This window comes from Caldimonas caldifontis (assembly GCF_002930615.1).
Lineage (GTDB): Bacteria > Pseudomonadota > Gammaproteobacteria > Burkholderiales > Burkholderiaceae_C > Caldimonas > Caldimonas caldifontis.
Genome location: NZ_PSNX01000011.1, coordinates 114,293 through 138,882 on the forward strand (window position 1 = coordinate 114,293; position 24,590 = coordinate 138,882).

At 66.8% G+C, this 24,590-nt stretch carries 26 protein-coding genes and 1 tRNA gene; 12 read left to right on the plus strand and 15 right to left on the minus strand.

Features of this window, described 5'->3' with window-relative positions; all coding sequences use genetic code 11:
- Positions 1-6 precede the first annotated feature (6 nt).
- Positions 7-699 (plus strand): GntR family transcriptional regulator, encoded by a 693-nt coding sequence (locus C1704_RS12795; protein WP_104303116.1) that lies wholly within the window; start codon positions 7-9, stop codon positions 697-699.
- Between the two features lie 9 nt (positions 700-708).
- Here the strand turns inward: C1704_RS12795 and C1704_RS12800 are convergent, their stop codons facing one another.
- Together C1704_RS12800 and C1704_RS12805 are read right to left on the minus strand one after the other, a co-directional pair.
- Positions 709-1,542, minus strand: coding sequence for a beta-keto acid cleavage family enzyme (locus tag C1704_RS12800; protein ID WP_104303117.1), 834 nt, complete (start codon positions 1,540-1,542; stop codon positions 709-711).
- An 11-nt stretch (positions 1,543-1,553) separates the two neighbouring features.
- The gene (locus C1704_RS12805) at positions 1,554-2,534 is read right to left on the minus strand and encodes a 3-hydroxyacyl-CoA dehydrogenase family protein (protein ID WP_104303118.1); all 981 of its coding nucleotides are present in this window, start codon (positions 2,532-2,534) and stop codon (positions 1,554-1,556) included.
- A 321-nt stretch (positions 2,535-2,855) separates the two neighbouring features.
- On the opposite strand from C1704_RS12805, the gene pilB reads away from it, so the two are divergent.
- The 6 genes from pilB to C1704_RS12835 all read left to right on the plus strand — a co-directional run bounded on the left by pilB (position 2,856) and on the right by C1704_RS12835 (position 8,403).
- Positions 2,856-4,574 carry a type IV-A pilus assembly ATPase PilB gene (gene pilB, locus C1704_RS12810; RefSeq protein WP_104303119.1) on the plus strand — a complete coding sequence of 573 codons (1,719 nt, stop codon included), beginning with the start codon at positions 2,856-2,858 and terminating at the stop codon, positions 4,572-4,574.
- 33 nt (positions 4,575-4,607) lie between these two features.
- Positions 4,608-5,828 carry a type II secretion system F family protein gene (locus C1704_RS12815; RefSeq protein WP_104303120.1) on the plus strand — a complete coding sequence of 407 codons (1,221 nt, stop codon included), beginning with the start codon at positions 4,608-4,610 and terminating at the stop codon, positions 5,826-5,828.
- Positions 5,829-5,849: 21 nt separating this feature from the next.
- Positions 5,850-6,704 carry a prepilin peptidase gene (locus C1704_RS12820; protein WP_104303121.1) on the plus strand — a complete coding sequence of 285 codons (855 nt, stop codon included), beginning with the start codon at positions 5,850-5,852 and terminating at the stop codon, positions 6,702-6,704.
- A 4-nt stretch (positions 6,705-6,708) separates the two neighbouring features.
- Positions 6,709-7,329, plus strand: a complete 621-nt coding sequence (coaE, locus tag C1704_RS12825; RefSeq protein ID WP_104303122.1) for a dephospho-CoA kinase — start codon at positions 6,709-6,711, stop codon at positions 7,327-7,329.
- Between the two features lie 109 nt (positions 7,330-7,438).
- Positions 7,439-8,197, plus strand: a complete 759-nt coding sequence (gene zapD, locus C1704_RS12830) for a cell division protein ZapD (protein ID WP_104303192.1) — start codon at positions 7,439-7,441, stop codon at positions 8,195-8,197.
- Positions 8,194-8,403 (plus strand): DNA gyrase inhibitor YacG, encoded by a 210-nt coding sequence (locus tag C1704_RS12835; RefSeq protein ID WP_104303123.1) that lies wholly within the window; start codon positions 8,194-8,196, stop codon positions 8,401-8,403. Before zapD ends, C1704_RS12835 begins: the two co-directional genes overlap by 4 nt.
- Positions 8,404-8,410: 7 nt before the next feature.
- Here C1704_RS12835 and C1704_RS12840 read toward each other — a convergent pair whose 3' ends face one another.
- The 6 genes from C1704_RS12840 to argB are packed head-to-tail and all read right to left on the minus strand — an operon-like array spanning position 8,411 to position 12,717.
- Positions 8,411-8,842, minus strand: a complete 432-nt coding sequence (locus tag C1704_RS12840) for an NUDIX domain-containing protein (RefSeq protein ID WP_104303124.1) — start codon at positions 8,840-8,842, stop codon at positions 8,411-8,413.
- On the minus strand, positions 8,839-9,717 hold the full coding sequence (locus C1704_RS12845; RefSeq protein ID WP_104303125.1) for an ATP-binding protein: 879 nt from the start codon (positions 9,715-9,717) through the stop codon (positions 8,839-8,841). Before C1704_RS12845 ends, C1704_RS12840 begins: the two co-directional genes overlap by 4 nt.
- Before the next feature lie 52 nt (positions 9,718-9,769).
- Positions 9,770-10,426 (minus strand): ligase-associated DNA damage response endonuclease PdeM, encoded by a 657-nt coding sequence (gene pdeM, locus C1704_RS12850; protein WP_104303126.1) that lies wholly within the window; start codon positions 10,424-10,426, stop codon positions 9,770-9,772.
- 15 nt (positions 10,427-10,441) lie between these two features.
- Positions 10,442-11,092: a nucleoid occlusion factor SlmA gene (gene slmA, locus C1704_RS12855; protein WP_104303127.1), complete on the minus strand. Its 651-nt coding sequence runs from the start codon at positions 11,090-11,092 to the stop codon at positions 10,442-10,444.
- A gap of 7 nt (positions 11,093-11,099) precedes the next feature.
- On the minus strand, positions 11,100-11,786 hold the full coding sequence (locus C1704_RS12860; protein WP_104303128.1) for a pyrimidine 5'-nucleotidase: 687 nt from the start codon (positions 11,784-11,786) through the stop codon (positions 11,100-11,102).
- Positions 11,787-11,802: 16 nt separating this feature from the next.
- Entirely contained in the window at positions 11,803-12,717 is a 915-nt protein-coding gene (argB, locus tag C1704_RS12865; RefSeq protein ID WP_104303129.1) for an acetylglutamate kinase, read from the minus strand.
- Between the two features lie 202 nt (positions 12,718-12,919).
- On the opposite strand from argB, the gene C1704_RS12870 reads away from it, so the two are divergent.
- Together C1704_RS12870 and C1704_RS12875 are read left to right on the plus strand one after the other, a co-directional pair.
- Positions 12,920-13,402: a DUF411 domain-containing protein gene (locus C1704_RS12870; RefSeq protein ID WP_104303130.1), complete on the plus strand. Its 483-nt coding sequence runs from the start codon at positions 12,920-12,922 to the stop codon at positions 13,400-13,402.
- Between the two features lie 11 nt (positions 13,403-13,413).
- Positions 13,414-13,689, plus strand: a complete 276-nt coding sequence (locus tag C1704_RS12875) for a copper-binding protein (protein ID WP_104303131.1) — start codon at positions 13,414-13,416, stop codon at positions 13,687-13,689.
- 11 nt (positions 13,690-13,700) lie between these two features.
- On the opposite strand, the gene C1704_RS12880 is transcribed toward C1704_RS12875, so the two are convergent.
- Positions 13,701-15,698: an SDR family oxidoreductase gene (locus tag C1704_RS12880; RefSeq protein WP_104303132.1), complete on the minus strand. Its 1,998-nt coding sequence runs from the start codon at positions 15,696-15,698 to the stop codon at positions 13,701-13,703.
- 169 nt (positions 15,699-15,867) lie between these two features.
- Here C1704_RS12880 and C1704_RS12885 point away from each other — a divergent pair, with 169 nt between their 5' ends.
- Together C1704_RS12885 and C1704_RS12890 are read left to right on the plus strand one after the other, a co-directional pair.
- Positions 15,868-16,422: a phasin family protein gene (locus C1704_RS12885; protein WP_104303133.1), complete on the plus strand. Its 555-nt coding sequence runs from the start codon at positions 15,868-15,870 to the stop codon at positions 16,420-16,422.
- Positions 16,423-16,424: 2 nt separating this feature from the next.
- The gene (locus tag C1704_RS12890) at positions 16,425-17,630 is read left to right on the plus strand and encodes a patatin-like phospholipase family protein (protein ID WP_104303134.1); all 1,206 of its coding nucleotides are present in this window, start codon (positions 16,425-16,427) and stop codon (positions 17,628-17,630) included.
- A gap of 17 nt (positions 17,631-17,647) precedes the next feature.
- Here C1704_RS12890 and argJ read toward each other — a convergent pair whose 3' ends face one another.
- From argJ to C1704_RS12905, 3 genes are all read right to left on the minus strand, one after another.
- The gene (gene argJ / locus C1704_RS12895) at positions 17,648-18,877 is read right to left on the minus strand and encodes a bifunctional glutamate N-acetyltransferase/amino-acid acetyltransferase ArgJ (RefSeq protein WP_104303135.1); all 1,230 of its coding nucleotides are present in this window, start codon (positions 18,875-18,877) and stop codon (positions 17,648-17,650) included.
- A 16-nt stretch (positions 18,878-18,893) separates the two neighbouring features.
- Positions 18,894-21,638, minus strand: a complete 2,745-nt coding sequence (secA, locus tag C1704_RS12900; protein WP_104303136.1) for a preprotein translocase subunit SecA — start codon at positions 21,636-21,638, stop codon at positions 18,894-18,896.
- 189 nt (positions 21,639-21,827) lie between these two features.
- Positions 21,828-22,790, minus strand: a complete 963-nt coding sequence (locus C1704_RS12905) for a M23 family metallopeptidase (RefSeq protein WP_104303137.1) — start codon at positions 22,788-22,790, stop codon at positions 21,828-21,830.
- 16 nt (positions 22,791-22,806) lie between these two features.
- Here C1704_RS12905 and C1704_RS12910 point away from each other — a divergent pair, with 16 nt between their 5' ends.
- Positions 22,807-23,112: a DciA family protein gene (locus C1704_RS12910; protein ID WP_104303138.1), complete on the plus strand. Its 306-nt coding sequence runs from the start codon at positions 22,807-22,809 to the stop codon at positions 23,110-23,112.
- A gap of 108 nt (positions 23,113-23,220) precedes the next feature.
- Here the strand turns inward: C1704_RS12910 and C1704_RS12915 are convergent.
- The 3 genes from C1704_RS12915 to C1704_RS12925 form a co-directional block, all read right to left on the minus strand.
- Positions 23,221-23,296, minus strand: a tRNA-Thr gene (locus C1704_RS12915).
- A 40-nt stretch (positions 23,297-23,336) separates the two neighbouring features.
- A complete protein-coding gene (locus C1704_RS12920) occupies positions 23,337-23,876 on the minus strand; it encodes a ClpXP protease specificity-enhancing factor (RefSeq protein WP_104303139.1) in 540 nt (179 codons plus the stop codon).
- A 7-nt stretch (positions 23,877-23,883) separates the two neighbouring features.
- Positions 23,884-24,495, minus strand: coding sequence for a glutathione S-transferase N-terminal domain-containing protein (locus C1704_RS12925; protein ID WP_104303140.1), 612 nt, complete (start codon positions 24,493-24,495; stop codon positions 23,884-23,886).
- Positions 24,496-24,590: the final 95 nt, after the last annotated feature.

Consider the following 24,590-nt stretch of genomic DNA (forward strand, 5'->3'; position numbering starts at 1 on the left):
ACCGCCATGTCCGTCCACATCGCAGTTCTGCCCCACGACGGCCTCGCCGCACGGCCGGAGCCCACGCTCGCGACCTTGGTTGCGGTGCTGGAGGAGGACATCGTGATGGCCCGCCTGCTGCCGCGCGAGCGCCTGGTGGAAGACGACCTGATCGAGCGGTTCGGCGCCAAGCGCCATGTGGTGCGCGACGCGCTGGCCCGGCTGGAGCAGATGGGACTGGTGGAGCGGCGGCGCAACATCGGCGCCTTCGTGCGCGCCTTCAGCCGTCGCGGGGTGATCGAGCTGTACGAGATGCGAGAGCTCCTCGAGACCGAGGCCGCACGCCGCATCCCGCTGCCACTGGACGCGCTGGCGCTGCAGCCCCTCATCGACATCCAGGAACGCCACGACGCCGCCGTGAGAGCGGGTGATCCGCGCGCCGTGTTCCGCGCCAACCTCGACTTCCACCAGCGGCTTTTCTCGCTGGCCGGCAACGAGGTGCTGACCCAGGCCATCGAAGAGTACGCGCGGCGCACGCACGCCATCCGCTTCAGCACCCTGGTCTCGCCCGATTACCGCGAACGCGCGCGGGGCGAGCACTGGCAGATGATCCACGCCCTGCGTGATGGCGACCGTGACACCCTCGTTAGCCTGTGCCGTCGCCATCTCCTGCCTTCGCGCGACGCCTACCTGCAGGCCCATCCGGACACCCTGGGCTGAACCGGCCCGTCAGCCGCGCCCGAAGCGCGCGCGGACCTGATCGGCCGTGGCGAGCGGGCGACCCAGCACGTGGGCGCCCTGCGCCACCTGGGCGACGAGTGCCGCGTTGTCGGGTGCGACCCGGCCGTCGCGCAGCAGCAGGTTGTTCTCGAAGCCCACCCGCACATGCCCACCCAGCGCGGCAGCTGCCAGCGCGCAGGCGTGCTCCTGGGCGCCGAAGGCGCACATGGCCCAGGGGTGCACCCCGTCGTGGGCCTGCAGGAAAGGCAGGAGGTCGCTGGGCGAGGAGGTCTGGCCGGCGCTGTAGCGTCCCAGCACGAAGAGCAGGAACCACGGCCCCTCGGGGATGACGCCGCGTCGGCGCAGGTCCTGCCAGTCGCGCACATCGGCCTCGTCATAGAGGATCACCTGCGTCATCACGTGCTGTTCGACCAGCCACTGGAAGAAGCGGCCCAGCTCGACCTCGCTCACGCCCGGCACATGCAGTTCGCGCAGGCCCACCGACACGGCCTCGGGCACCACCTCCCGCACCACGGCCATCTGGGCAGCCGGCTCATAGATCTTGGCGGCCTCGGTGGTGATCTGCACCACCAGCTGCGAGCCCACCGCTTTGCGCACCGCCTCGGTGGCGTCCCGGTAGGCCTGGGCATCCAGGAGGTGACGCCCGTCCGGGCGGCGCACATGCATGTGCAGCATCGCGGCACCCGCCTGCAGGCAGGCCTTGGCCGTGTCGGCGAGGGACGCCGCGGTCAGTGGCACCGCGGGGTGCTGTTCGTGGGTCTTGTAGGCCCCATTCGGGGCCACGGTGACGATGAGGGGCTCGGTTGCGATCGAGGGGGTCATGGCAAAGTCCTTCAGGAGGGTGGTGCACCGGCATCCAGGGGCGGCAGTTCGTCCGCCAGCAGCCGCAGGCCGGCCAGCAGCAGGCGGTCGTAGCGCTCGCGCTCGGCGGCGATGGCCTCGGGCGTCCAGGGGAAAAAGCCCTGGCCGGTCTTCATGCCCAGCTGACCGGCGGCCACGCGCTCGGACAGGGCGCGTGCCGGCTCGGTGTTCGCTGCCAGCGAGGGATACATCGTGGCCGCCGCGGCACAGTGCACGTCCAGGCCCGCGTGGTCGCGCTGCAGCACCGGGCCGGCCGCCAGGAAGCGGAAGCCGAAGCCGAAGCGCACAGCAGCATCCACGTCCTCGGGACTGGCGATGCCCGCGTCGATGAGCGCGAAGGCCTCGCGGGCCAGCGCATGCTGCAGCCGGTTGGCCAGGAAGCCTGGCAGGTCCTTGCGCACCAGCACCGGCACCATCGCGCAGGCACGCATGAAGGTCTGGAGGGCCTCGGCCTGGGCCAGGCCGCTGCGTTCGGCCATCACCACCTCGACCAGAGGCACCAGGTGCGCGGGCATGAAGAAGTGCAGGCCCAGCAGCCGCTCAGGGGTGGGCAGGCCCTCGCCGATGGCCGAGATCGGAAAGCTCGAACTGTTGCTCGTCAACAACGCGTCGGGGCGCGCACGCGCCACCAGGTCGGCAAAGAGCGCCTGTTTGGGCGCGAGCTCCTCGGGGATGCATTCGATGACGAGATCGACACCGGGCCAGTGAATGTCATCAAGAGAGGCCACCACGCGCAAGCGATCGATGTGGGCCTCACGGCCGAACTGGCGCAGCCCGGCGCCGACCAGCTCCGCCAGACGCTCGCGGCGTGCCGACGAAGGCTCCACGATCAGGGTCGCACACCCCCCTCGCAACAGGACGACGGCCACGTCGGCACCCATGGTGCCCCCGCCCACCACCACGGCTTGCGAAGACGATGGGTGGGGAGGGCGATCTGTCTTGAAGAGCGTCATCTGAGGGATTCCGTGCATGCCAAGTGAAACGACCCACAGTCTGGGCTGGCCATCGCTATCTGTGAATCTGAAATTTTCGATTCACTATCCGATAGGATTGATAAATCGGCGCCCTTGCCCCGCCTGCCTCCGGGCTGCGGCAACGCGCATGTTTCGAGCCGGCACGTGCATTTGTTCACCATGAACCCGGGACGGCGAGCCTAGGTGCACGGGCTTGCAAGGTTTACAGTGTGAATCGGATCAGCGATCATTCGCCGGCCTTGCGCAACGCCTCAAGCGCTGTGCAACCACTCACTTTCCCGAACGATCTGCCCCACTTGCATGGATACCCTGGCTGAGGCCCCGAATACCACGCTGTCCGGCGTGGCGCGCGTGCTGGTCAATGCCGGCAAGCTCAACGCCAAAACCGCCGAGGATCTGGCCAAGCAGGCCAAGGAAAAGCGCAGCAGCTTCATCTCCGCGGTGATTGCCGCCGGCGCTGTGTCTCCCTCGGATCTGGCCCACACCCTGTGCACCGCCTTTTCGCTGCCGCTGCTCGATCTGTCGGCGGTGGATGCCCAGCGCCTGCCCAAAGGCGTGATCGACGCCAAGCTGTCGGCGCAGTACCAGGTCGTCCCGCTGGGCAAGCGGGGCAGCCGCCTTTTCATTGCCGGCGCCGATCCGACCGACCAGGAAGCGCTGGAGCGCATCAAGTTCGCCACCCAGCTCACCCCGGAATGGGTGCTGGTCGAGCACGACAAACTGCTCAAAGTGCTCGAGGGCATTGGCGCCTCCGCGAGCGAAGCCCTCGAGAACATCGTCGGGGGCGACTTTGAGTTCGACGTCTCCGAGGAAGACACCGCCGCCCAGGAAAGCGCCGACGTCACCGCCGACGTCGAAGACGCCCCGGTCGTGCGCTTCTTGCAGAAGATGCTGATCGACGCCATCAACATGCGCGCGTCCGACCTGCACTTCGAACCCTACGAACTGAACTACCGGGTGCGCTTCCGCGTGGATGGCGAGTTGCGCGAGATCACCCAGCCGCCCATCGCCATCAAGGACAAGCTCGCCTCGCGCATCAAGGTGATCTCGCGCCTGGACATCGCCGAAAAGCGTGTGCCCCAGGACGGGCGCATGAAGCTGAAGTTCGGCAACAAGGCCATTGACTTCCGGGTCAGCACCCTGCCCACGCTCTTCGGCGAGAAGATCGTGATCCGTATCCTCGACCCGTCCAGCGCCAAACTGGGCATCGAGGCCCTGGGCTACGAGAAAGCCGAGAAAGACCGCCTGATGGCCGCGATCCAGCGGCCTTACGGCATGGTGCTCGTCACCGGCCCGACCGGCAGCGGCAAGACCGTGTCGCTCTACACCTGCCTGAACATCCTGAACCAGCCCGGGGTGAACATTTCGACGGTGGAAGATCCGGCGGAAATCAACCTGCCGGGCATCAACCAGGTCAACGTCAACGACAAGGCCGGGCTGACCTTCGCCTCGGCCTTGAAGGCCTTCCTGCGCCAGGATCCGGATGTGATCATGGTCGGTGAGATCCGCGACCTGGAAACCGCCGACATCGCGATCAAGGCCGCCCAGACCGGCCACATGGTGATGTCCACGCTGCACACCAACGACGCCCCCACCACACTGACGCGCCTGCGCAACATGGGGGTGGCGCCTTTCAACATCGCCTCCAGCGTGATTTTGATCACAGCCCAGCGTCTGGCGCGGCGCCTGTGCGAAAACTGCAAGCAACCCGCCACCTATCCGCGTGAAGCCATGCTCAAGGCGGGCTTCAAGGAGACGGAGCTCGACAACAGCTGGAAGCCTTACCGGGCCGTGGGGTGCTCAAGTTGTAACAACGGCTACAAAGGGCGTGTCGGCATTTACCAAGTGATGCCCATCACGGAAGAGATTCAGCGCATCATCCTGGCTGACGGGTCGGCGATGGACATCGCGGCACAGGCGCAGAAGGAAGGCGTGCGGGATCTGCGTCAGGCCGGCCTGCACAAAGTGAAGCTCGGGGTGACCACGCTGGACGAGGTCATTTCGGTTACGAACGAATAAGTTTTGGAACAGGGTTCAGGCCCTGGAGGGACTATGGCAGTCGCAGCAGCAGCAAAAAAGGGCCAGGAATTTGTCTTCGAATGGGAAGGCAAGGACCGCAACGGCAAGGCCGTGCGCGGCGAGATGCGCGCCGGCGGCGAAGCCATGGTCAGCGCCAGCCTGCGCCGCCAGGGGGTGCTGGTCACGAAGGTGAAGAAGCGCCGCATGAGCGGCGGCAAGGCCATCAAGCCCAAGGACATCGCCATCTTCACGCGCCAGCTGGCCACGATGATGCGTGCCGGCGTGCCCTTGCTGCAGTCCTTCGACATCGTGGGCCGCGGCAGCACCAACCCACGCCTGACCAAGCTGCTGAACGAAATCCGCATGGATGTCGAAACCGGCACCAGCCTGTCGGCGGCCCTGCGCAAGCATCCCTTGTACTTCGATGCGCTCTACTGCAACCTGGTCGAAGCCGGCGAGGCCGGCGGTATCCTCGAAACCCTGCTGGAGCGGCTGGCGACCTACAAGGAGAAGACCGAGGCCATCAAAGCCAAGATCAAGTCGGCCCTGATCTATCCGGTGGCCGTGCTGGTGGTGGCCTTCGTGGTGGTGGCCATCATCATGATCTTCGTGATCCCGGCCTTCAAGGACATCTTCACGTCCTTTGGCGCCGATCTGCCAGCGCCCACGCTGCTGGTGATGGCCATATCCGATGTGTTCGTGTCCTATTGGTACATCATCTTCGGTGTGGTCATCGGCGGGACCTACTTCTTCTTCGAATCGTGGAAGCGATCGGAGAAGATGCAAAAGACCATGGACCGCCTGCTGCTCAAGGTACCCGTGTTTGGGCAGTTGGTCTACAAATCGGCGGTGGCCCGCTGGACACGCACCCTGGCAACCATGTTCGCCGCGGGCGTGCCGCTGGTGGAAGCGCTCGATTCCGTCGGCGGGGCCTCGGGCAATGCCGTCTTCGCCGAAGCCACCGAGAAGATCCAGAAGGATGTCTCCACCGGCACGAGCCTCACGGCCTCCATGCAGTCCACCGGCATCTTTCCGGTGATGGTGCTGCAGATGTGCGCGATCGGCGAGGAGTCGGGCTCGCTCGACCACATGCTGAACAAGGCCGCCGAGTTCTTCGAGGACGAGGTGGACGAAGCCGTCAAGGGGCTGTCCAGCCTGATGGAGCCGGTGATCATCGTCGTGCTGGGCACCCTGATCGGCGGCATCGTGGTGTCGATGTACCTGCCGATCTTCAAACTGGGTCAGGTGGTCTGACGCACAACAGCCGTCGTCTCGATGTCTCCTGACGTGCTTGCCTGGTGGCTCTCGCCGGCCGCCCTGGGAATTCTCGGCCTGTGTGTGGGCAGTTTTCTCAATGTGGTCATCCACCGCCTGCCGCTCATGCTCGAGCGGCAGTGGCGGCGCGACAGTGCTGAACTGCTCGAAGTGGCCCTGCCCGACGAGGGGTCACCACTGTCTCTGGTCCGCCCACGGTCGCGCTGCCCCCAGTGCGGGCACTTGATCCGCTGGTACGAGAACATCCCGGTGATCAGCTGGATCGCGCTGCGCGCCCGCTGCTCAGCGTGCAAGACCCCCATTTCGGCACGCTATCCCGGCGTGGAGGTTCTGACCGCCGCGCTCTTTGCGGGCGTGGGCTGGAAGGTCGGCCCCGAGCCCGTGGCTCTGGCCTGGTGTGCCGTGATGGCCACGCTGGTCGCCCTGACCTTCATCGACTGGGACACGACCCTGCTGCCCGACCAGCTCACGCAGCCTTTGCTGTGGGGCGGGCTGATCGCCGCGGCGCTGGGCTGGACGATTCCCCTGCCCACCGCCCTGTGGGGCGCCGTGGGCGGCTACCTGTCGTTGTGGTCGGTCTACTGGCTCTTCAAGCTCACCACGGGCAAGGAAGGCATGGGCTTCGGAGACTTCAAGTTGCTGGCCGCCCTGGGCGCCTGGCTGGGCTGGAACACCCTGCTGCCCATTGCCCTCATCGCCTCGGTGATCGGAGCCATCGTGGGCATCGGCATGAAGATGGTCAGCAGCCTGCGCGAAGGCCGCTATGTGCCCTTCGGCCCCTTCCTGGCCGGTGCCGGCGTCTTCGTCTACTTCGTGGGCGTGGACACCGTGCTGGGCTGGATCGGCTGGTATTGACGACATGCGCGGCAGGACCCTGCCTCGCCCAGGCCGACTCGGCCTGACCGGCGGCATTGGCAGCGGCAAGAGCACGGTGTCAGCCTGGCTGGCGGCGCAGGGCGCTCACCTGGTCGACACCGATGCCATCTCGCGCGAACTCACCCAGGCCGGTGGCGGGGCCATCGAACCGCTGCGTCGAGCCTTCGGCGACCAGGCCATCGGCCCAGACGGGGCCTTGGACCGCCAGAAGATGCGTGAACTCGTCTTCGGCGACCCCGACGCCAAACGTCGGCTCGAAGCCCTCCTCCATCCCCTGATCGGCCAGGAAGCCGCTCGACGTGCGGCGCAGGCGACGCCGGGGCAGATGGTGGTGTTCGACGTGCCGCTGCTCGTGGAATCGCGCCTGTGGCGCACACGGGTGGACCAGGTCCTCGTCGTCGATTGCACCCCTGAACGGCAGGTGGCCCGCGTGATGCAGCGTTCAGGGCTGAGTGACGAGGCGGTGCGGGCCATCATGGCCCAGCAGGCGCCCCGCAGCCTGCGCCTGGCGGCGGCCGACGTGGTGATCTCCAACGACAAGGACACCCTCGCACCGCTGCACGAGGCTCTGGCGGCTTTGTGGGCGCAGTGGCACCCGGTCTGAGCACCGGCAGACACATTCGCTGACACGGGAATGTCCCCGGGGGCGGTGGCCCCCCTTGCCGGGCTGTGGAACAATGCCCGGCATCCACCTTCTGCATCGCGCCCCAGTCTTGATCCTCTACGAGTACCCCTTCAACGAGAGCATTCGCACCATGCTGCGGCTCGAACAGCTGTTCGACCGGCTGGGGCAGCTGATGCCGCGTGAGGAGGCGGTCGATCACCACTTCGCGTTGGCCACCATCTTCGAGATCATCGATGTGGCCTCGCGAGCGGATCTCAAGTCCGACCTGCTCAAGGACCTGGAGCGCCAGCGCTCCATCCTCAATGGCTACCGTGGCAACCCGTCGATCTCCGAGGACGCGCTGAACGAGGTGATCGGGCGGATCGACCACGCCTTCCAGCGCCTCAATCAACTGCCCGGCAAGGCGGGCCAGACCCTGACCAACAACGAATGGCTGATGAGCGTGCGCAGCCGCATCAGCATCCCGGGCGGCACCTGCGAGTTCGACCTCCCAGCCTATTACGCCTGGCAGAACCAGCCCGCGGCCCGTCGCCAGGCCGACCTGCAGCGCTGGGTGGGCACCCTGATGCCGCTCGCCGAGGCCTTGCGCGTGCTGCTGGGCCTGCTGCGCGAGTCGGGCGTGCCTCACAAGGTGATGGCCACCGCAGGCCAGTACCAGCAGAGCCTGCCGGCCGGGCGCAGCTACCAGCTCCTGCGTGTACGGCTCGATCCTGCTCTCGGCCTCGTGCCCGAGATCAGCGGCCATCGGCTCATGGTGTCCATCCGCTTCATGCGCCAGGAAGAAGAAGGGCGCCTGCGCCCCGCCACCGAAGAGCTGGGGTTCGAGCTGACCCTGTGCACGGGATGAACTCCACCGCCTCCAAGCCCCGCACCGTACGCTGCCCGGCCTGTGGCGGCCCGAGCCTCTATGCGGCGCAGAATCCCTATCGCCCCTTCTGCAGCGAACGCTGCAAGAACCTGGACTTCGGGGCCTGGGCCAGCGAGAGCTACCGCGTGCCAGCGCGACCCGACAGCGCCGGCGCCGAGGACCCGGACACGCCGCCCGTGCATTGAGGCTGGCTCAGCCGCGGTGGGTCGCTCCGTCGAAGCGACGCTCGGCCGCAAACCATTGAAGCACCGGGACTGTTCCCGGCAGCACCGGGTGCACTTGCACCGGCAGATCCTGCCAAGCCATGGACTGCCCCTCGCGCATCTCGAATTCGCCGACCCAGTCATAAACCTTGCAGAAATGCAGCCGCACCAGGGCATGCGGATAGTCCACCAGCTCCACCTTCCACGGGTGCACGGCCCCGATGGTGATGCCCAGCTCCTCGTGCAGTTCCCGGCGCAGGGCCTCTTCCACCGACTCGCCCGCCTCCAGTTTGCCGCCCGGGAACTCCCAGTAGCCCGCATAGACCTTGCCGTCTGGGCGCGAGGTCAACAGGAAGCGGCCCTCACCTGCCGGCGTGCGCTCGACCAGCACGCCCACGGCCACGTCCACCGGCGTTCTCATGCGTGATGCAGGCCGTGGCGGCCGGCATAGTCACGGGCAAACTGGTAGGCCACCCGGCCGGAGCGCGAGCCGCGCTCCAGCGCCCACACCAGCGACTCCTGCCGCGCCGCCTCGATGGCCGACTCGTCCACGCCAAAGCTGCGCAGCCACTGGGCCACGATGGCCAGGTACTCGGCCTGGCTGAAGGGGTAGAAGCTGATCCACAGGCCGAAGCGCTCGGACAGCGAGATCTTCTCCTCCACCACCTCGCCGGGGTGCACCTCGCCATCCTCCGTGTGGGTGTAGGTGAGGTTCTCCTTCATGTACTCGGGCAGCAGGTGGCGGCGATTGGACGTGGCGTAGATCAGCACGTTGGGGGTGGCCGCGGCCACCGAGCCGTCGAGGATGGACTTCAGTTCCTTGTAGCCCAGTTCCCCCTCGTCGAAGCTCAGGTCGTCGCAGAAGACGATGAAGCGCTCGGGACGCTCGGCCACCAGATCGATGAGGTCCGGCAAATCCACCAGATCGGCTTTGTCCACCTCGATGAGCCGCAGGCCACGGTCGGCGAACTCGTTCAGGCAGGCCTTCACCAGCGAGGACTTGCCGGTGCCCCGTGCACCCGTGAGCAGCACGTTGTTGGCCTCCTGGCCCGCCACGAACTGCGCCGTGTTGCGCAGCAGGCGCTCCTTCTGGCCGTCCACCTCCTGCAGGTCCGACAGCCGGATGGTGGACACATGGCGCACCGGCTCCAGCCGGCCGGCCTGGCCCCGGCGACGGTAGCGGAAGGCGATGGAGGCCGACCAGTCGGGCTCGCTGAGCGACTGGGGCAGCACCTTCTCCAGCCGGGCCAGCAGGGCTTCGGCGCGGAGCAGCAGGGCTTCGAGGGCAGCAGACATGGAAGAAGACGGCAGGAACAGGACGTCGGAGCGCAGCAGTGTAGCGGCGGCCTCAGCCCGGCGTGGGCACGGCCACGACTTCGCCGGCGGCCACGGCGTAGATCCGGTCTGCCGCTGCCGGCTCGATGGGGTGCATGCCGGTGAAATGCCCGTAGGCGGGCAGCACTCCCACCTGGGCCGAGAACCAGAAGCAGGGCAGGCGCAGGCGGTCGCGTGCTCGGCCCTGCAGGCTCACACAAGGGTGCCAGTGTCCGGCCAGCACATAGGCTTCGCCCTGCGGGGTCGGGTGATGGCACAGGGCCAAGGCCCCCAGCGGCCAGGGCTCGTCCACGCACTGCACCTGCAGGTCGGCCGGCGGGTCGCCCGCGCGGTCGTCGTGGTTGCCGCGCACCAGCACCAGGTCCAGCCCGGGGTGCCGATCCCGCCAGCGGGACAACGCCTCAAGCGTGGCCGGGTTGTGGGCCTCGGCGGCATGCAGGAAGTCCCCCAGGAACACGAGCCGGTGGGGTGCCAGCCGCTCGATCAGGCCGCTCAGCCCCTGCAGCGCCGCACTGCTGCTGCCGCGAGGCACCGGCACGCCCCGCTTGCGGAAGCTCGCCGCCTTGCCCAGGTGCACGTCGGCCACCAGCAGGCAGCCATGTTCGGGCAGCCACAGGGCTTTTTCGGGCAGGAGCACGGCTTGCTCGCCGGCCAGGGTGATGCTCAGCATGGCCGAGCCAAGCGATCAGGCCGACAGCAGGCGCAGGCTCGTGTCGAGGAACTCGGTGGGCGTGCGCTTGAAGCCCGAGCGGGCGTAGCGATGCAGACGCCCCACCACGAAGGCTGTCAGCACCGAGGCCTGGGCCTGGGCATCGACCGTGGGGGTGATCGAGCCGTTGGCGTCGGCCGCCTGGCGCAGACTCTGGCGCAACTGGGCCTCGACGCGGTCGAAGAACTGGTTCATGCGCACCAGCAGGCGCTCGTTCTCGAACACCAGCGCATCGCCCACCATCACGCGGGTCATGCCGGGGTTCTTCTCGGCGAACTGCAGCACCACGGCGACGATCTTGTGCGCCTGGGCCTGACCGGCGGGCTCGCGCTCGGTGATCTGGTTGACCAGGGTGAAAATGCTCTGTTCGATGAAGTCGATCAGGCCCTCGAACATCTGGGCCTTGCTCGCGAAGTGGCGGTAGAGCGCCGCCTCGCTCACTTCCAGCCGGCCGGCCAGGGCCGCGGTGGTGACCCGTTCGGCGCCGGGCTGCTCGAGCATGGACGCCAGGGTCTGAAGGATCTGGATGCGCCGCTCCCCCGGCTTGGGCCGCTTGCGCCCGGTCGGCTCGCCCGCGGCCTCGGCAGGAGTGGAAGACGGCGTGGCAGGAACGGGCAGATCGGCCATCGTGTGCTCAGCAAAAATGTAACTTTTGTAGCGAGCAGATTCTCGCACACACGTAGACGGGCTTGCGGTGCAGGTAAACACCAACTTCCGGCCCGTGTGCATTGCGTCTCAGATATCGTTGCATCCACACCGTGTGCATGCCCAGCGAACGGGCCGCCTTCTGATGGGCGAGCGTGTCCTCGACCAGCGTGCAACGGTGGGGCGGCACCTTGAGCCGGGCGGCGACGTGTCGCAGCATGCGCCGGTCGGGCTTGGGTCGCCACTGGCCGAACATGCGCATGCCCTCGATGGGGATGATGCCGTCGAACACCGACTCCAGGCCCAGCGCGCCCAGCACCCGCCGGGTGTAGCCCCGGGGGGCGTTGGTCAGCACGTACTTCCGCCCTCGCAAGCGCTTGACGGCCGCCTTGTCATGGGCATGGGCGAAGAGCCTGTCCTCCAGCCCGGGCAGTCCGTGGGTGTGTTCCAGGAAGTGCGCGGGCCGGATGCCATGGTGATGGATCAGCCCCAGCAGGGTCGCACCGTAACGCCGCCAGTAGTCACGACGCAGGAAGTCCGCCTGCTCATGCGGCACGTCCAGCGCACGGACGATGTAGTCGGTCATCGACCCGTCGATGTGCCGGAACACCGCGCTGGACGCATCGTGCAGCGTGTTGTCCAGGTCGAACAGCCAGACCCGCTCGCGGCGCTGCATGCGGCGCCCGGAGGGGTCAGTGAGACCGGATCATCGTGCCGAAGGCCTGATCGGTGAGGACCTCCAGCAGCATCGCGTGGGGCACACGACCGTCGATGATGTGCACCGCGTTCACGCCGCTCTTGGCCGCATCCAGTGCCGAAGCGATCTTGGGCAGCATGCCGCCCGAGATGGTGCCGTCGGCAAACAGCTCGTCGATCTCGCGTGCGGTCAGGTCGGTCAGCAACTGGCCGTTCTTGTCCAGCACGCCCGGGGTGTTGGTCAGCAGCATCAGCTTCTCGGCCTTGAGCACCTCGGCCAGCTTGCCGGCCACCACGTCGGCATTGATGTTGTAGTTCTCGTTGTGTTCGCCGAAGCCCAGCGGCGAGATCACCGGGATGAACTGGTCGTCCTGCAGAGCCTTGACCACGCTGGGATCGATCGCGACGATGTCGCCCACCTGGCCGACGTCGTGTTCCTTGTTGGGGTCGGCCTTGTCCTTCATGCGCAGCTTGCGTGCGCGGATCAGGCCGCCGTCACGCCCGGTCAGGCCCACGGCCTTGCCACCAGCGGCATTGATCAGGCCCACGATGTCCTGCTGCACCTGGCCGGCCAGCACCCACTCGACCACCTCCATGGTCTCTTCGTCGGTCACGCGCATGCCCTGCACGAAGGTGCCCTTCTTGCCGATCTTGGCCAGCGCCTCATCGATCTGCGGCCCACCGCCGTGCACCACCACCGGGTTCATGCCCACGAGCTTGAGCAGCACCACGTCCTCGGCGAAGTCCTGCTGCAGGGCCGGATCGGTCATGGCGTTGCCGCCGTACTTGATGACGATGGTCTTGCCGTGGAATTTGCGGATGTAGGGCAGGGCCTGGGCCAGGATCTCGGCCTGGTCGCGCGGGGCGATGTGCTGGAGGTCGTGATCGGGCGCGGATGCAGGGGTGGTCATGTGGAAAGGCTCCGTGGCGCAGGCGGACGCAGACATTGGATGGGTGCCCGGATTCTAGGGCGGTGGCTGGTGCAGCGCAGCACACTGGCAGTCCACCGTTTGTTCGCTTGATGAACAAAGCACAGGAACCCTGGCGCCAGGACGCACTCGAAAGGCGCAGTACCATCACATCAAGAACCCGCCGTTCTCTCGAGAGGTGTCCATGTCCCCCACCCTGTCCCGCCGCCAGCTCCTGGGCTGGATCGGCGCCACCGCTGCAGCCGCGAGCGTCCCGGCTTTCGCCGCGCGCAAGCCCCTGGTTGAGGTCTGGAAGTCCGAAAGCTGTGGCTGCTGCGGCGCCTGGGTCGAGCATCTGGAGGCCAACGGCTTCCAGGTGAAGGTCCACAACGTGCGCGGCCCGGCCGAGTACCGGGAGAAGCTGGGCATGCCCGACGAGTTCGGCTCCTGCCACACGGCCCAGGTGCAGGGCTACGTGCTGGAAGGCCACGTGCCCGCGCGCGAGATCCATCGACTGCTGGCCGAGCGCCCGGCCGCCATCGGACTGGCCGTGCCCGGGATGCCCATCGGCTCGCCCGGCATGGAAGTGGGCGACCGCCGCGATGCCTATGACGTGGTCCTGGTCGGCCGTGACCGCAAAGGCCGCGTCTACCAGCACTACACCGCCATCACCGGCACCCGGACCTGAAAGGCACCCCCATGAAGCGCCTGCTCACGACACTCGCCCTGGTCACCTTCGCCACGCTTGCCTTCGGCCAGGCCGCCGAGGGCGAAGTGCGCAAGATCGACAAGGCTGCGGGCAAGATCACGCTCAAGCACGGCGAGATCAAGAGCCTGGACATGCCCCCGATGACCATGGTTTTCCGCGCCGATCCGCCCAGCCTGCTCGACAAGGTGCAGGTGGGCGACAAGGTCAGCTTCCAGGCCGCCAAGGTGGGCGGCACCTACACGGTCACCGCAATCGACAAGAAGTGATCCCCGTCGGGTCAGAAATGGATGCCCCGCATCATCTGCTGCAGGGCGATGGCCTCGGCTGACAACTGCGGCTTGCCGCCTTTCTCGCCCTTGGCCGCCTCGCTGTCGGGGAACATGCGGAAGCTCGTGTTCATGATGATCTGCGCCACACGCGGCACCAGGGCGTGCAGCACCTGGCCGAGGATGCCCAGGCGCGTGGCGATGCGCACCGGCTTGTGCACCACCGCCTGCGCAATCATGTCGGCGGCTTCTTCCGGTGCCAGCGTCGGCACGTTGTTGTAGATCTTGGTCGGCGCGATCATCGGCGTGCGCACGAGCGGCATGTTGATGGTGGTGAAGGTCACGCCCACGTCCGCGAACTCGCTGGAGGCGCAGCGCGTCCAGGCATCGAGCGCCGCCTTGCTGGCCACATAGGCCGAAAAGCGCGGCGCATTGGTCAGCACGCCGATCGAGCTGATGTTGACCACATGGCCCTTCTTCTTCGCCACCATGCCGGGCAGCAGGCCCATGGTGATGCGCAGGCAGCCGAAATAGTTGAGCTGCATCGTGCGCTCGAAGTCGTGGAAGCGGTCGTAGCTGTTCTCGATCGCGCGACGGATGGAGCGTCCGGCGTTGTTGATCAGCACATCCACCCCACCGAACTCGTCGTTCAGCCAGGCCACCAGTTGGGTGCAGCTGGCCTCGTCGGCAATGTCCGCCGAATACACATGCACCTGCGCATCGGCACCGGCAAACTCGACGATCTCCTTCTTCGCCTCCGCGAGCTTGGCTTCGTCGCGTGCGCAGATCACGGTGATCGCCCCCGCCTCGGCAAACTTCTTGGCCGCGGCCAGGCCGATCCCTGAGGAGCCGCCGGTGACCAGCACCACCTTGCCGCCCACGGCCCCCTGCAGCGAGCGGTCGATGAAGAGGTCGGGGTCGAGATGGCGCTCCCAGTAGTCCCACAGCACCCAGGCGTAGTCGTGCAGATTGGGGCAGGCGATGCCGCTGCCTTTCAAGGCCGCCAGCGTCTCCCGACAGTCGAAGCGCGTGGGGTAGTTGACGAAGGTGAGGATGTCCTCGGGCAGGCCCAGGTCCTTCATCACCGCGTTGCGCACGCGGCGCACCGGCGCCAGCGCCATCATCCCCTTCTTCACCGCCTTGGGGATGAAGCCCAGCAGGGCGGCGTTCACGAAGACGTTCATCTTCGGTGCATGCGCGGCCTTGCTGAAAATGTCCAGCACATCGCCCACGCGGTAGCCCTTGGGATCGACGAGGTGGAAGCACTTGCCGGTCGGCGGGGTCTTGGCATGGCTGATGTGATCGATGGCATCGACCACGAAGTCCACCGGCACGATGTTCACGCGCCCGCCTTCGAGGCCCACCATCGGCATCCAGGGCGGCAGCAGCTGGCGCAGGCGCTGGATGAGCTTGAAGAAGTAATAGGGCCCATCGATCTTGTCCATCTCGCCGGTCTGCGAGTCGCCCACCACCATCGCCGGGCGGTAGACCGTCCAGGGCAGCTTGCACTCCTTGCGCACGACCTTCTCGCTCTCGTGCTTGGTGTGGAAGTAGGGATGGTCGAGGTTCTCGGCCTCCTCGAACATGTCCTCGCGAAACACACCCTCGTACAAGCCCGCCGCGGCGATCGACGACACATGGTGGAAGTGCGCGGCCTCGATGGCCTTCGCAAACTCCACGGTGTGGCGGGTGCCGTCGATGTTCACGGCCACCTGGGTCTCGGACGCCGCCGCCAGGTCGTACACCGCGGCCAGGTGATAGAAGTGATCGATCTGGCCCTTCAGGGCCTTCACATCCTCGGCCGACACCCCGAGCTTGCGCTGGGTGAGGTCGCCATAGACCGGGATCGCGCGCGCCTTGCTCACGCCCCAGAACTCGAGCAGTTCGGGCACCTTGGCCTGGCTTTCCTTGCGCAGCAGGAAGTGCACGACCGCGCCGCGGCGCTCCAGCAGCTTCTTGACGAGACGTTTGCCGATGAAGCCGGTGGCGCCGGTGACGAAATAGTGCATGACTGCCCTCCTGATGACGATGGTCCCGATTCTTGACCAAGCCCGCGCACTGCCTGCTGCGCGATTTCCCCAGGGGCCCGTAGAGACCGCTCACTAGAGAATTAGGCTGTCGCGCCTAGCCCCCCCGCCTATAGTGAGTCTGTCTCCACGCAACCTGGAAGGAAGACCGATGGTCAAGAAGCTTCAGAAGATGGCCGAGAAGAAGGCCGCCTCCCCTGCCGGCCTGTTCGACTCGCAGCTGGCTGCCACCGTCCGCGACTCGGCCCAGCAGATCTGGCTGGCAGGTCTGGGCGCGTTCTCCAAGGCACAGGCCGAGGGCGGCAAGGTCTTCGAGGCGCTGGTGAAGGAAGGGGTGTCGCTGCAGCGCAAGACCCAGGCCGTGGCCGAGGACAAGATCGGCGAAGTCACGGGCAGGATGAGTGCCATGGCCGGTGAGATCTCGGGCCGTGCCGGTCAGCACTGGGACAAGCTCGAAACCATCTTCGAGGAGCGCGTCTCCCGTGCCCTGAACAAGCTGGGGGTGCCCAGCCACAAGGATGTCGATGCCCTGATCGCGCGCATCGACGAACTCAGCCAGGCGGTGGCCAAGCTGTCGAAGACACCGGCCAAGGCGGTCAATGGGGCGGCCAAGGGGTCGGGCAAGCCGGCGGCCAAGACCGCCCGCAAGACGGCATCCGCCAAGCCCGCTGCCAAACGCTCGCCGGCCCGCAAGGCTGCTGCCTGAGGATGCCCTCCCGCCCCACCGCCGCCCGCATCGGCCTGGCCCTGGCCGGTGGCGGGCCGCTGGGCGCGATCTATGAGATCGGGGCGCTGTGCGCGCTGGACGAGGTGCTCCAGGGCGTCACGCTCACCCAGTGCGACGGCTATGTGGGCGTCTCGGCCGGCGGCTTCATTGCGGCCGGCCTGGCCAATGGCTACACCCCTCGCGAGCTCTGCCGCGCGTTCATCGAGAACCTGGGCCCTGCCAGCGAAGTCTTCGAGCCTTCGCTGCTCGTGCGCCCGGCCGTGGGCGAGTTCCTGCGTCGCGGGGCCGCGCTGCCCGGCCTGCTCGGCTCGGCCGCCTGGCACTACGCTTTCGGCCGACGCTCGCTGATGAGTGCCGTGGAGCGGCTGGGCCGTGCCCTGCCCACCGGCCTGTTCTCGAACGAGCAGATCCACACCCGGCTGGCCCAGCTTTTCTCGGAGCCCGGGCGCAGCAATGACTTCCGAACCCTGGGCCGCAAGCTCGTGCTCGTGGCCACCGATCTCGACAGCGGATCGGCCGCGCCTTTCGGCCAGCCCGGCTGGGACCATGTGCCCATCTCACGCGCCGTGCAGGCCAGCGCCGCGCTGCCCGGTCTGTTCCCGCCCGTCGAGATCGACGGGCGGCACTACGTGGACGGCGCGCTGAAGAAGACGGTCCACGCCTCGGTGCTGCTGGAGCAGGGCCTGGACCTGATGATCTGCCTGAACCCGCTGGTGCCCTTCGAGGCCCGCGAAGACGGAGAAGGTGGGCCGCACCGCATCCCGCGCATTGCCGATGGCGGCCTGCCGGTGGTGCTGTCGCAGACCTTCCGCTCGATGATCCATTCGCGCCTGGAGCTCGGCCTGCGCAGCTACGAGCGCGCCTATCCCGGCACCGACATCGTGCTCTTCGAGCCCGAGGCCCACGATGCCGAGATGTTCCTGGCCAACACCTTCAGCTATTCGCAGCGGCGTCGCCTGGCCGAGCATGCCTACCAGAGCACGCGTCAGGCCTTGCGCACCCGCTTCGGTGAGTTGGCCCCCCGCCTGGCTCGGCACGGTCTGGCGCTGAACGAAGCCGCGCTGGCCGACACCACGCGCACCCTGCTCGACGCGCGCGCCGCCGGTCGTCGTGAGCGAGTCAGCCGGTCGCTCACATCCCTGCAGCACACCCTTGACCGCCTGGAGCAGCACCTCGCCCAGGCGTGAGCCCGCCCGGGACGGCCTCAGCTGCGGTAGTCAGCGTTGATGCTGACGTAGTCGTGCGAGAAGTCGCAGGTCCACACCGTGGCCCGCGCGTTGCCGCGCCCGAGCAAGACCTTCACGGTGATTTCCGCCTGCTTCATCACACGCTGGCCGTCCTCTTCCCGGTAATCGGGATGACGCCCGCCCTGGCGAGCCACATGCACATCATCCAGATAGAGATCGATCTTGGTCTGGTCGAGGTCGGTGATGCCGGCATAGCCCACCGCCGCCAGGATGCGGCCGAGGTTGGGGTCGCTGGCGTAGAAGGCCGTCTTCACGAGGGGCGAATGGGCGATGGCGTAGGCCACCTTGCGGCACTCGTCCTTCGTGGCGCCACCTTCCACACGCACGGTGATGAACTTCGTCGCCCCTTCGCCGTCACGCACGATGGCCTGGGCGAGCTGCTGCGCCACGTCGATCACGGCCTCACGCAGTGCGGCCCCCTCGGGGGACTCCAGCTGGGTGATCGGCGCATGACCCGCCTGGTGCGTCGCCACCACCACGAAAGCGTCGTTGGTGGAGGTGTCGCCATCGATGGTGATGCGGTTGAAAGACTGGTCCGCCGCCTCGCGCACCAGGGTCGGCAGCAAGGCCGCGTCGATGCTGGCGTCGGTGGCCAGGAAGCCCAGCATCGTGGCCATGTTGGGCCGGATCATGCCGGCACCCTTGGCGATTCCGGTGATCGTGACCGTCTTGCCACCGATGCTCACCTGGCGCGACACGGCCTTGGGCACGGTGTCGGTCGTCATGATGGCTTCGGCGGCGTTCGCCCAGTTGTCGGGCTTCAGGTCGCCCACGGCGGCCGGCAGGCCCGTGACGATGCGATCCACCGGCAACGGCTCCATGATCACGCCGGTGGAAAAGGGCAGAACCTGGGCAGGCGACACACCGAGCTGCTTCGCCAGCGCCTCGCAGGTGGCGCGCGCACGCGCCAGCCCGTCCTCGCCGGTGCCCGCATTGGCATTGCCGGTGTTGATCACGAAGGCCCGCACGCCCGCACCCGCTGCAAGGTGCTCCCGCGCCACCTGCACCGGCGCGGCACAGAAGCGGTTCTGGGTGAAGACGCCAGCCACCGCCGCACCTTCGTCGAGCACGAAGACACAAACGTCCTTGCGGTTGGCCTTGCGTACACCCGCCATCGCGATGCCGATGCGCACGCCGGGCACGGCATGCAGCGACTGGGGATCAGGGGCCAAGAGATTCACAGGCATCGAAGCGCTCCCGGTTTCAGGCCAGCTTGCCGTGGCAATGCTTGTACTTCTTGCCACTGCCGCAGGGGCAGGGGTCGTTGCGGCCGACTTTGGGCACCTGCACGGCCGCTGTGCGTGGGTCGGTTTCGCTCGCCACCGAACCATCCTCGTTCGGATGGGTGTAGGTCACGTTGCTGATGTGCTCGGCCTTGTCCTCGATGGCTTCGGCCGCCTGGGCCACCTGCTCCTGGGTCTGGATGCGCACCGTCAGGAGGATACGCGTGACCTCCAGCTTCACCACGTCCAGCAGTTGCGAGAAGAGCTCGAAGGCCTCGCGCTTGTATTCCTGCTTCGGATTCTTCTGCGCGTAGCCGCGCAGGTGGATGCCCTGGCGCAGGTAGTCCAAGGCCGCCAGATGCTCCCGCCAATGGGTGTCGATGGACTGCAGCAGCACCATGCGCTCGAACTGCGCGAACTGCTCCTTGCCCACCCGCTCGACCTTGGCCTCGTAGGCGGCGTGGCCGGCCTTCACAACCCGCTCGACGATGTCTTCGTCGGTGACGGCCTCGCTGGCCTCCACCCACTGCCGCAGGTCCACGTCCAGCTGGAACTCCTCGCGCAGCGTCGTCTCGAGGGCGGCGAGGTCCCATTGCTCCTCGACGCTGTCTGCCGGCACATGGTTGCGCACGACGTCGGTCAGAGCGCCTTCGCGCAGATGCGCGATCTGGGCACTGATCTCGGTGGCATCCAGGATGTCGTTGCGCTGCTGGTAGATGACCTTGCGCTGGTCATTCGACACGTCGTCGTACTCGAGCAGCTGCTTGCGGATGTCGAAGTTGCGGGCCTCGACCTTGCGCTGCGCGCTCTCGATCGAACGCGTGACGATCCCTGCCTCGATGGCTTCGCCATCGGGCATCTTCAGGCGGTCCATGATCGCCTTGACGCGGTCGCCGGCGAAGATGCGCATCAGCGGGTCTTCGAGCGAGAGGTAAAAGCGCGAGGAACCCGGGTCGCCCTGACGGCCGGAGCGCCCCCGCAGCTGGTTGTCGATGCGGCGCGACTCGTGGCGCTCGGTGGCAATGATGCGCAGCCCGCCCAATGCCTTGACCTGCTCGTGCAGGCCTTGCCACTCCGACTTGAGCTTGTCGATGCGCAGCTGCTTCTCGGTCTCGCTCAGGGTCTCGTCGGCTTCGATGAGCTGCACCTGCTTCTCGACATTGCCGCCCAGCACGATGTCGGTGCCGCGGCCGGCCATGTTGGTCGCAATCGTGATCATGCCCGGACGGCCCGCCTGGGCGATGATCTCCGCTTCCCTGGCGTGCTGCTTGGCATTGAGCACCTGGTGCGGCAACTTGGCCTTGGTCAGCAGTTCAGAGATGAGCTCGGAGTTCTCGATCGAGGTGGTACCCACCAGCACCGGTTGACCGCGTTCGTAGCAGTCGCGGATGTCGGCAATCACCGCGTCGTAGCGCTCACGGCTGGTCTTGTAGACGCGGTCCAGGTCATCCTTGCGCTGCGTCGGCTTGTTCGGCGGGATGACCACCGTCTCCAGCCCGTAGATCTCCTGGAATTCATAGGCTTCGGTGTCGGCCGTGCCGGTCATGCCGGCCAGCTTGCCGTACATGCGGAAGTAGTTCTGGAACGTGATGGACGCCAGGGTCTGGTTCTCCGCCTGGATGGCCACCCCCTCTTTCGCTTCCACCGCCTGGTGCAGACCATCGGACCAGCGGCGCCCGGCCATCAGGCGGCCGGTGAACTCGTCCACGATGATCACCTCGCCGTTCTGCACCACGTAGTGCTGATCGCGATGAAAGAGGTGGTGGGCACGCAGTGCGGCGTAGAGGTGGTGCACCAAGGCGATGTGCGCCGGATCGTAAAGGCTCGCCCCCTCGGCCAGCAGGCCCGCCTGGGTCAGCACCCGTTCGGCGTTTTCATGGCCCTGCTCGGTGAGGAAGACCTGGCGGCTCTTTTCGTCAAGCGTGAAGTCGCCCGGCTCGATCACGCCTTCGCCGGTGCGCGGGTCGGCTTCGCCGATCTGGCGCTTGAGATGCGGCACCACCTGATTGATGCGCATGTACAGCTCGGTGTGGTCCTCCGCCTGGCCACTGATGATGAGCGGCGTGCGCGCCTCGTCGATCAGGATGGAGTCCACCTCGTCAACGATGGCGTAATTCAGCCCCCGCTGCACGCGATCGGCGGTCTCATAGACCATGTTGTCGCGCAGGTAATCGAAGCCAAATTCGTTGTTCGTCCCGTAGGTGACGTCCGCCGCATAGGCAGCTTGCTTGTCGGCGCGAGACATCAGGGGCAGGTTCACCCCCACGCTCAGGCCCAGGAAGCCGTACAGCCGGCCCATCCATTCGGCGTCCCGGCGGGCGAGGTAGTCGTTCACCGTCACCACATGCACACCTTTGGCTGCCAGGGCGTTGAGGTAGACCGGCAGCGTGGCGGTGAGCGTCTTGCCTTCGCCAGTGCGCATTTCGGCAATCTTGCCGTTGTGCAGCGCCATGCCACCGATCATCTGCACATCGAAATGGCGCATCTTCAGCACGCGCTTGCTGGCCTCCCGCACCACGGCGAAGGCCTCGGGCAGCAAGTCGTCGAGCGTCGCGCCCTGGGCCAGGCGTTGACGGAACTCGTCGGTCTTGGCGCGCAGCGCGGCATCGTCCAGTGTTTCGAACTGGGGTTCCAGCGCGTTGATGCGCTCCACCACACGCCGGTATTGCTTGAGGAGCCGGTCGTTGCGACTGCCGAAAATCTGGGTGAGAAGCTTGGGCAACATGCGCGAAGGGAAGGGATAGAAAGAAGGGGCAGCCTCGGGGCTGCGGACGTCGGGGCGTCACGTCAAGGCGAAAGGGCCCTGGCAGGCAGCCAGCGCCCCAAAGCGTTTGAGTTTAGCACCCGGTCATGCGCCCGGATGCATGGGGCATCGGGCGTTGCAGGGGCCGCCACAAGGGGCGGCGGGAGCGGTTCAGGGCGCCGCCGGGCGGGCCGCCGTCGCCTGGGCCACCGACGAGCGTCGGGGCGCCTGGCCGGCCAGGAAGCGGGCCGGGTTCTGGGGGACACCTGCCACCAGCACCTCGAAATGCAGGTGCGGCCCGGTGGAGCGGCCGGTGGACCCCACCTCGGCGATCACCTGGCCTCGCTTGACCAGATCGCCCTGTTTGACCAGCAGCTTCGAGGCATGGGCATAGCGGGTGACGAGCTGGTTGCCGTGGTCGATGTCCACCATGTGGCCGTAAGCCGGGTGGTACTCGGCAGCGATCACCACCCCCCCAGCCGCCGCCTGGATGGGCGTGCCCGTGGGCGCCGGAAAGTCCAGACCGGTGTGCAGGGCCTGGCGGCCAGAGAACGGATCTTCCCGGAAACCGAAGCCCGAACTGGTGGGTGCGTCCACGGGGCGGCTGTTCGGGATCATCAGCGCCTGCACGCGCTGCTCGAACAACTGGGACTCGATGAGGGTGAACATATCGGCGTTCAGAGCCGCCGCCTGGTCGAGCTCGTCCATGAGGCGATTGAGCTGCTCGAACGAGGGTTGCCCCGTGGGCACATACGGGCCGCCCTTGGGTCCGTCGGGGACCGCGGCCTTGATCTCGTCGGGCTTGAGACCCACCATGTCCGACACCCGCTCACCCACGGCCTCGAGCTGCACGAGCCGGGCCTGCATCTCGCCCACCTTGCGGGCCATGGCATCGAGGTTCTCGCGCAGGAAGCGGTCGCGCTGCGCGAACTCGTCCTTCACGACCAGGCGCACGATCTGGCTGACGACCGGCCAGCCCTCACGGGCGGCTTTCAGGAAGATGAAGTGGTAGATCAGGCCCGACAGCACCAGCAGGAGGCTCAGACCACCCGACATCAGCGCGGCCAGCTGCCAACGGCTGAGCGTCAGCACACGCGTTCGCGTGAACCGGCTGTGGGTGATCATGATCTGCATCGCTACACTCCTGCCCATGAAGCCCCGCGCGGACCGGACCCTGCCCATCCACGAGGCCATGAGCCGCCACAGCATGCTGGAGCGGCTACAACTCCTGTTGCGCGACTCGCAGTCGCGCCTCGACGGTATTCGCCCCCTCCTGCCCCCCGCGCTCGCGGCCCATGTCAAAGCTGGGCCTGTCGATGAACAGGGGTGGACTCTGCTGGCACCGAACGCGGCGGCGGCGGCCAAGCTGCGACAGCTGCAACCCCGCCTGGAAGCGGCCTTACGCCAACAGGGGTGGCAGGTTAGCGCAATCAGGGTGAAGGTTCAATCGGCCTGACCCAGGGAACGGCAACCGGGGGTAACGCGGCGTGCACGTGTCACACCGAGGGCCTCTTGTTCTGCCATGCAGGCCAGCTTCCATCCCTGTCTGGGGGTTTCAGAGGGGTGGTGCCGGCTATCCGACTCGAACGGATGACCTACCGCTTACAAGGCGGTTGCTCTACCAACTGAGCTAAGCCGGCGAGGCCGCCGGGGCGGCATCGGGTACAGATTCTAAGGCGCTCACTTCACCCGCTTGAGGGCGGGGCGCCCCCCTGCGGGCGGTGTGGGCTCAGGGGGCTCCTCGGTGGGAGGCGCCGTCGTGGATTCGCTGCCCGCGGGGCCAGGGGCGAGCTTCAGGGTGCCGGGTGCCGCACGAGAGGAGGTCGCAGGCCGGGTGGACGGTTCGGCTTCACCAGCATCCGCCGCACCGGCGCCTGTCGCCAGCGGCACGGGGAAGGCCATGCCCTGGCCGTTTTCGCGGGCATAGATGGCGATCACGTGATCCACCGGGAGCAGGATGTCGCGCGAGACGCCGCCAAAGCGGGCCCGGAACTCGATCAGGTCATTGCCGAGCTTCAGGCCGCTGGTCGCGTCGAAGCTGACGTTGAGCACGATCTCGTGGTTCTTCACATACTCGCGCGGGACCTGCACCGACTCGTCCACATACACCGCCAGGTAGGGCGTGAAGCCGTTGTCGGTGCACCAGTCGTGCAGGGCACGGATCAGGTAGGGCCGCGTCGAGGCGACCTCGGTGCTGTCGGGCGGGGTCGGATCGCTCATCGCGTCATCACTTGCGCATGACCTTCTCGGACGGGGTCAGCGCCTCGATGTAGGCCGGACGCGAGAAGATGCGCTCGGCGTACTTGAGCAGCGGCATGGCGTTCTTGGACAGGTCGATGCCGTAATAGTCCAGGCGCCACAGCAGGGGCGCAATGGCCACGTCGAGCATGGAGAAGTCCTCGCCCAGCATGTACTTGTTCTTCAGGAAGATGGGGGCCAGCTGGGTCAGTCGGTCGCGGATCTGGGCACGCGCGCGCTCGAGCTGCTTGTCGGTGGGCTTGATGCCACGCGACTCCAGCACGTTGACGTGGGCGAACAGTTCCTTCTCGAAGTTGAGCAGGAACAGGCGCACGCGGGCGCGTGCCACCGGATCCCCGGGCATGAGCTGCGGGTGGGGGAAGCGCTCGTCGATGTACTCGTTGATGATGTTCGACTCGTACAGGATGAGGTCGCGCTCCACCAGGATGGGCACCTCGTTGTACGGGTTCATCAGCGCGATGTCTTCGGGCTTGGCAAAGAGGTCGACATCGCGGATCTCGAAATCCATCCCCTTCTCGAACAGCACGAAGCGGCAGCGGTGGGAGTAGGGGCAGGTCGTTCCGGAGTAAAGCACCATCATGGTGGTGAGCTCCTCGTGGGTCGAGAGATAAAAAACGAAAGGAGTGGGACGCATTGGCGGGCCCACTCCGGTGGATGTGACGGGCCGCTGCGGCG

Excerpts from the sequence above, each read along its gene's own strand:
- C1704_RS12795 (WP_104303116.1), top strand. The coding sequence starts at position 7 with ATGTCCGTCCACATCGCAGTTCTGCCCCACGACGGCCTCGCCGCACGG.
- C1704_RS12800 (WP_104303117.1), bottom strand. The coding sequence starts at position 1,542 with ATGACCCCCTCGATCGCAACCGAGCCCCTCATCGTCACCGTGGCCCCG.
- C1704_RS12805 (WP_104303118.1), bottom strand. The coding sequence starts at position 2,534 with ATGACGCTCTTCAAGACAGATCGCCCTCCCCACCCATCGTCTTCGCAA.
- pilB (WP_104303119.1), top strand. The coding sequence starts at position 2,856 with ATGGATACCCTGGCTGAGGCCCCGAATACCACGCTGTCCGGCGTGGCG.
- C1704_RS12815 (WP_104303120.1), top strand. The coding sequence starts at position 4,608 with ATGGCAGTCGCAGCAGCAGCAAAAAAGGGCCAGGAATTTGTCTTCGAA.
- C1704_RS12820 (WP_104303121.1), top strand. The coding sequence starts at position 5,850 with ATGTCTCCTGACGTGCTTGCCTGGTGGCTCTCGCCGGCCGCCCTGGGA.
- coaE (WP_104303122.1), top strand. The coding sequence starts at position 6,709 with ATGCGCGGCAGGACCCTGCCTCGCCCAGGCCGACTCGGCCTGACCGGC.
- C1704_RS12835 (WP_104303123.1), top strand. The coding sequence starts at position 8,194 with ATGAACTCCACCGCCTCCAAGCCCCGCACCGTACGCTGCCCGGCCTGT.
- C1704_RS12840 (WP_104303124.1), bottom strand. The coding sequence starts at position 8,842 with ATGAGAACGCCGGTGGACGTGGCCGTGGGCGTGCTGGTCGAGCGCACG.
- C1704_RS12845 (WP_104303125.1), bottom strand. The coding sequence starts at position 9,717 with ATGTCTGCTGCCCTCGAAGCCCTGCTGCTCCGCGCCGAAGCCCTGCTG.
- pdeM (WP_104303126.1), bottom strand. The coding sequence starts at position 10,426 with ATGCTGAGCATCACCCTGGCCGGCGAGCAAGCCGTGCTCCTGCCCGAA.
- slmA (WP_104303127.1), bottom strand. The coding sequence starts at position 11,092 with ATGGCCGATCTGCCCGTTCCTGCCACGCCGTCTTCCACTCCTGCCGAG.
- C1704_RS12860 (WP_104303128.1), bottom strand. The coding sequence starts at position 11,786 with ATGCAGCGCCGCGAGCGGGTCTGGCTGTTCGACCTGGACAACACGCTG.
- argB (WP_104303129.1), bottom strand. The coding sequence starts at position 12,717 with ATGACCACCCCTGCATCCGCGCCCGATCACGACCTCCAGCACATCGCC.
- C1704_RS12870 (WP_104303130.1), top strand. The coding sequence starts at position 12,920 with ATGTCCCCCACCCTGTCCCGCCGCCAGCTCCTGGGCTGGATCGGCGCC.
- C1704_RS12875 (WP_104303131.1), top strand. The coding sequence starts at position 13,414 with ATGAAGCGCCTGCTCACGACACTCGCCCTGGTCACCTTCGCCACGCTT.
- C1704_RS12880 (WP_104303132.1), bottom strand. The coding sequence starts at position 15,698 with ATGCACTATTTCGTCACCGGCGCCACCGGCTTCATCGGCAAACGTCTC.
- C1704_RS12885 (WP_104303133.1), top strand. The coding sequence starts at position 15,868 with ATGGTCAAGAAGCTTCAGAAGATGGCCGAGAAGAAGGCCGCCTCCCCT.
- C1704_RS12890 (WP_104303134.1), top strand. The coding sequence starts at position 16,425 with ATGCCCTCCCGCCCCACCGCCGCCCGCATCGGCCTGGCCCTGGCCGGT.
- argJ (WP_104303135.1), bottom strand. The coding sequence starts at position 18,877 with ATGCCTGTGAATCTCTTGGCCCCTGATCCCCAGTCGCTGCATGCCGTG.
- secA (WP_104303136.1), bottom strand. The coding sequence starts at position 21,638 with ATGTTGCCCAAGCTTCTCACCCAGATTTTCGGCAGTCGCAACGACCGG.
- C1704_RS12905 (WP_104303137.1), bottom strand. The coding sequence starts at position 22,790 with ATGCAGATCATGATCACCCACAGCCGGTTCACGCGAACGCGTGTGCTG.
- C1704_RS12910 (WP_104303138.1), top strand. The coding sequence starts at position 22,807 with ATGAAGCCCCGCGCGGACCGGACCCTGCCCATCCACGAGGCCATGAGC.
- C1704_RS12920 (WP_104303139.1), bottom strand. The coding sequence starts at position 23,876 with ATGAGCGATCCGACCCCGCCCGACAGCACCGAGGTCGCCTCGACGCGG.
- C1704_RS12925 (WP_104303140.1), bottom strand. The coding sequence starts at position 24,495 with ATGATGGTGCTTTACTCCGGAACGACCTGCCCCTACTCCCACCGCTGC.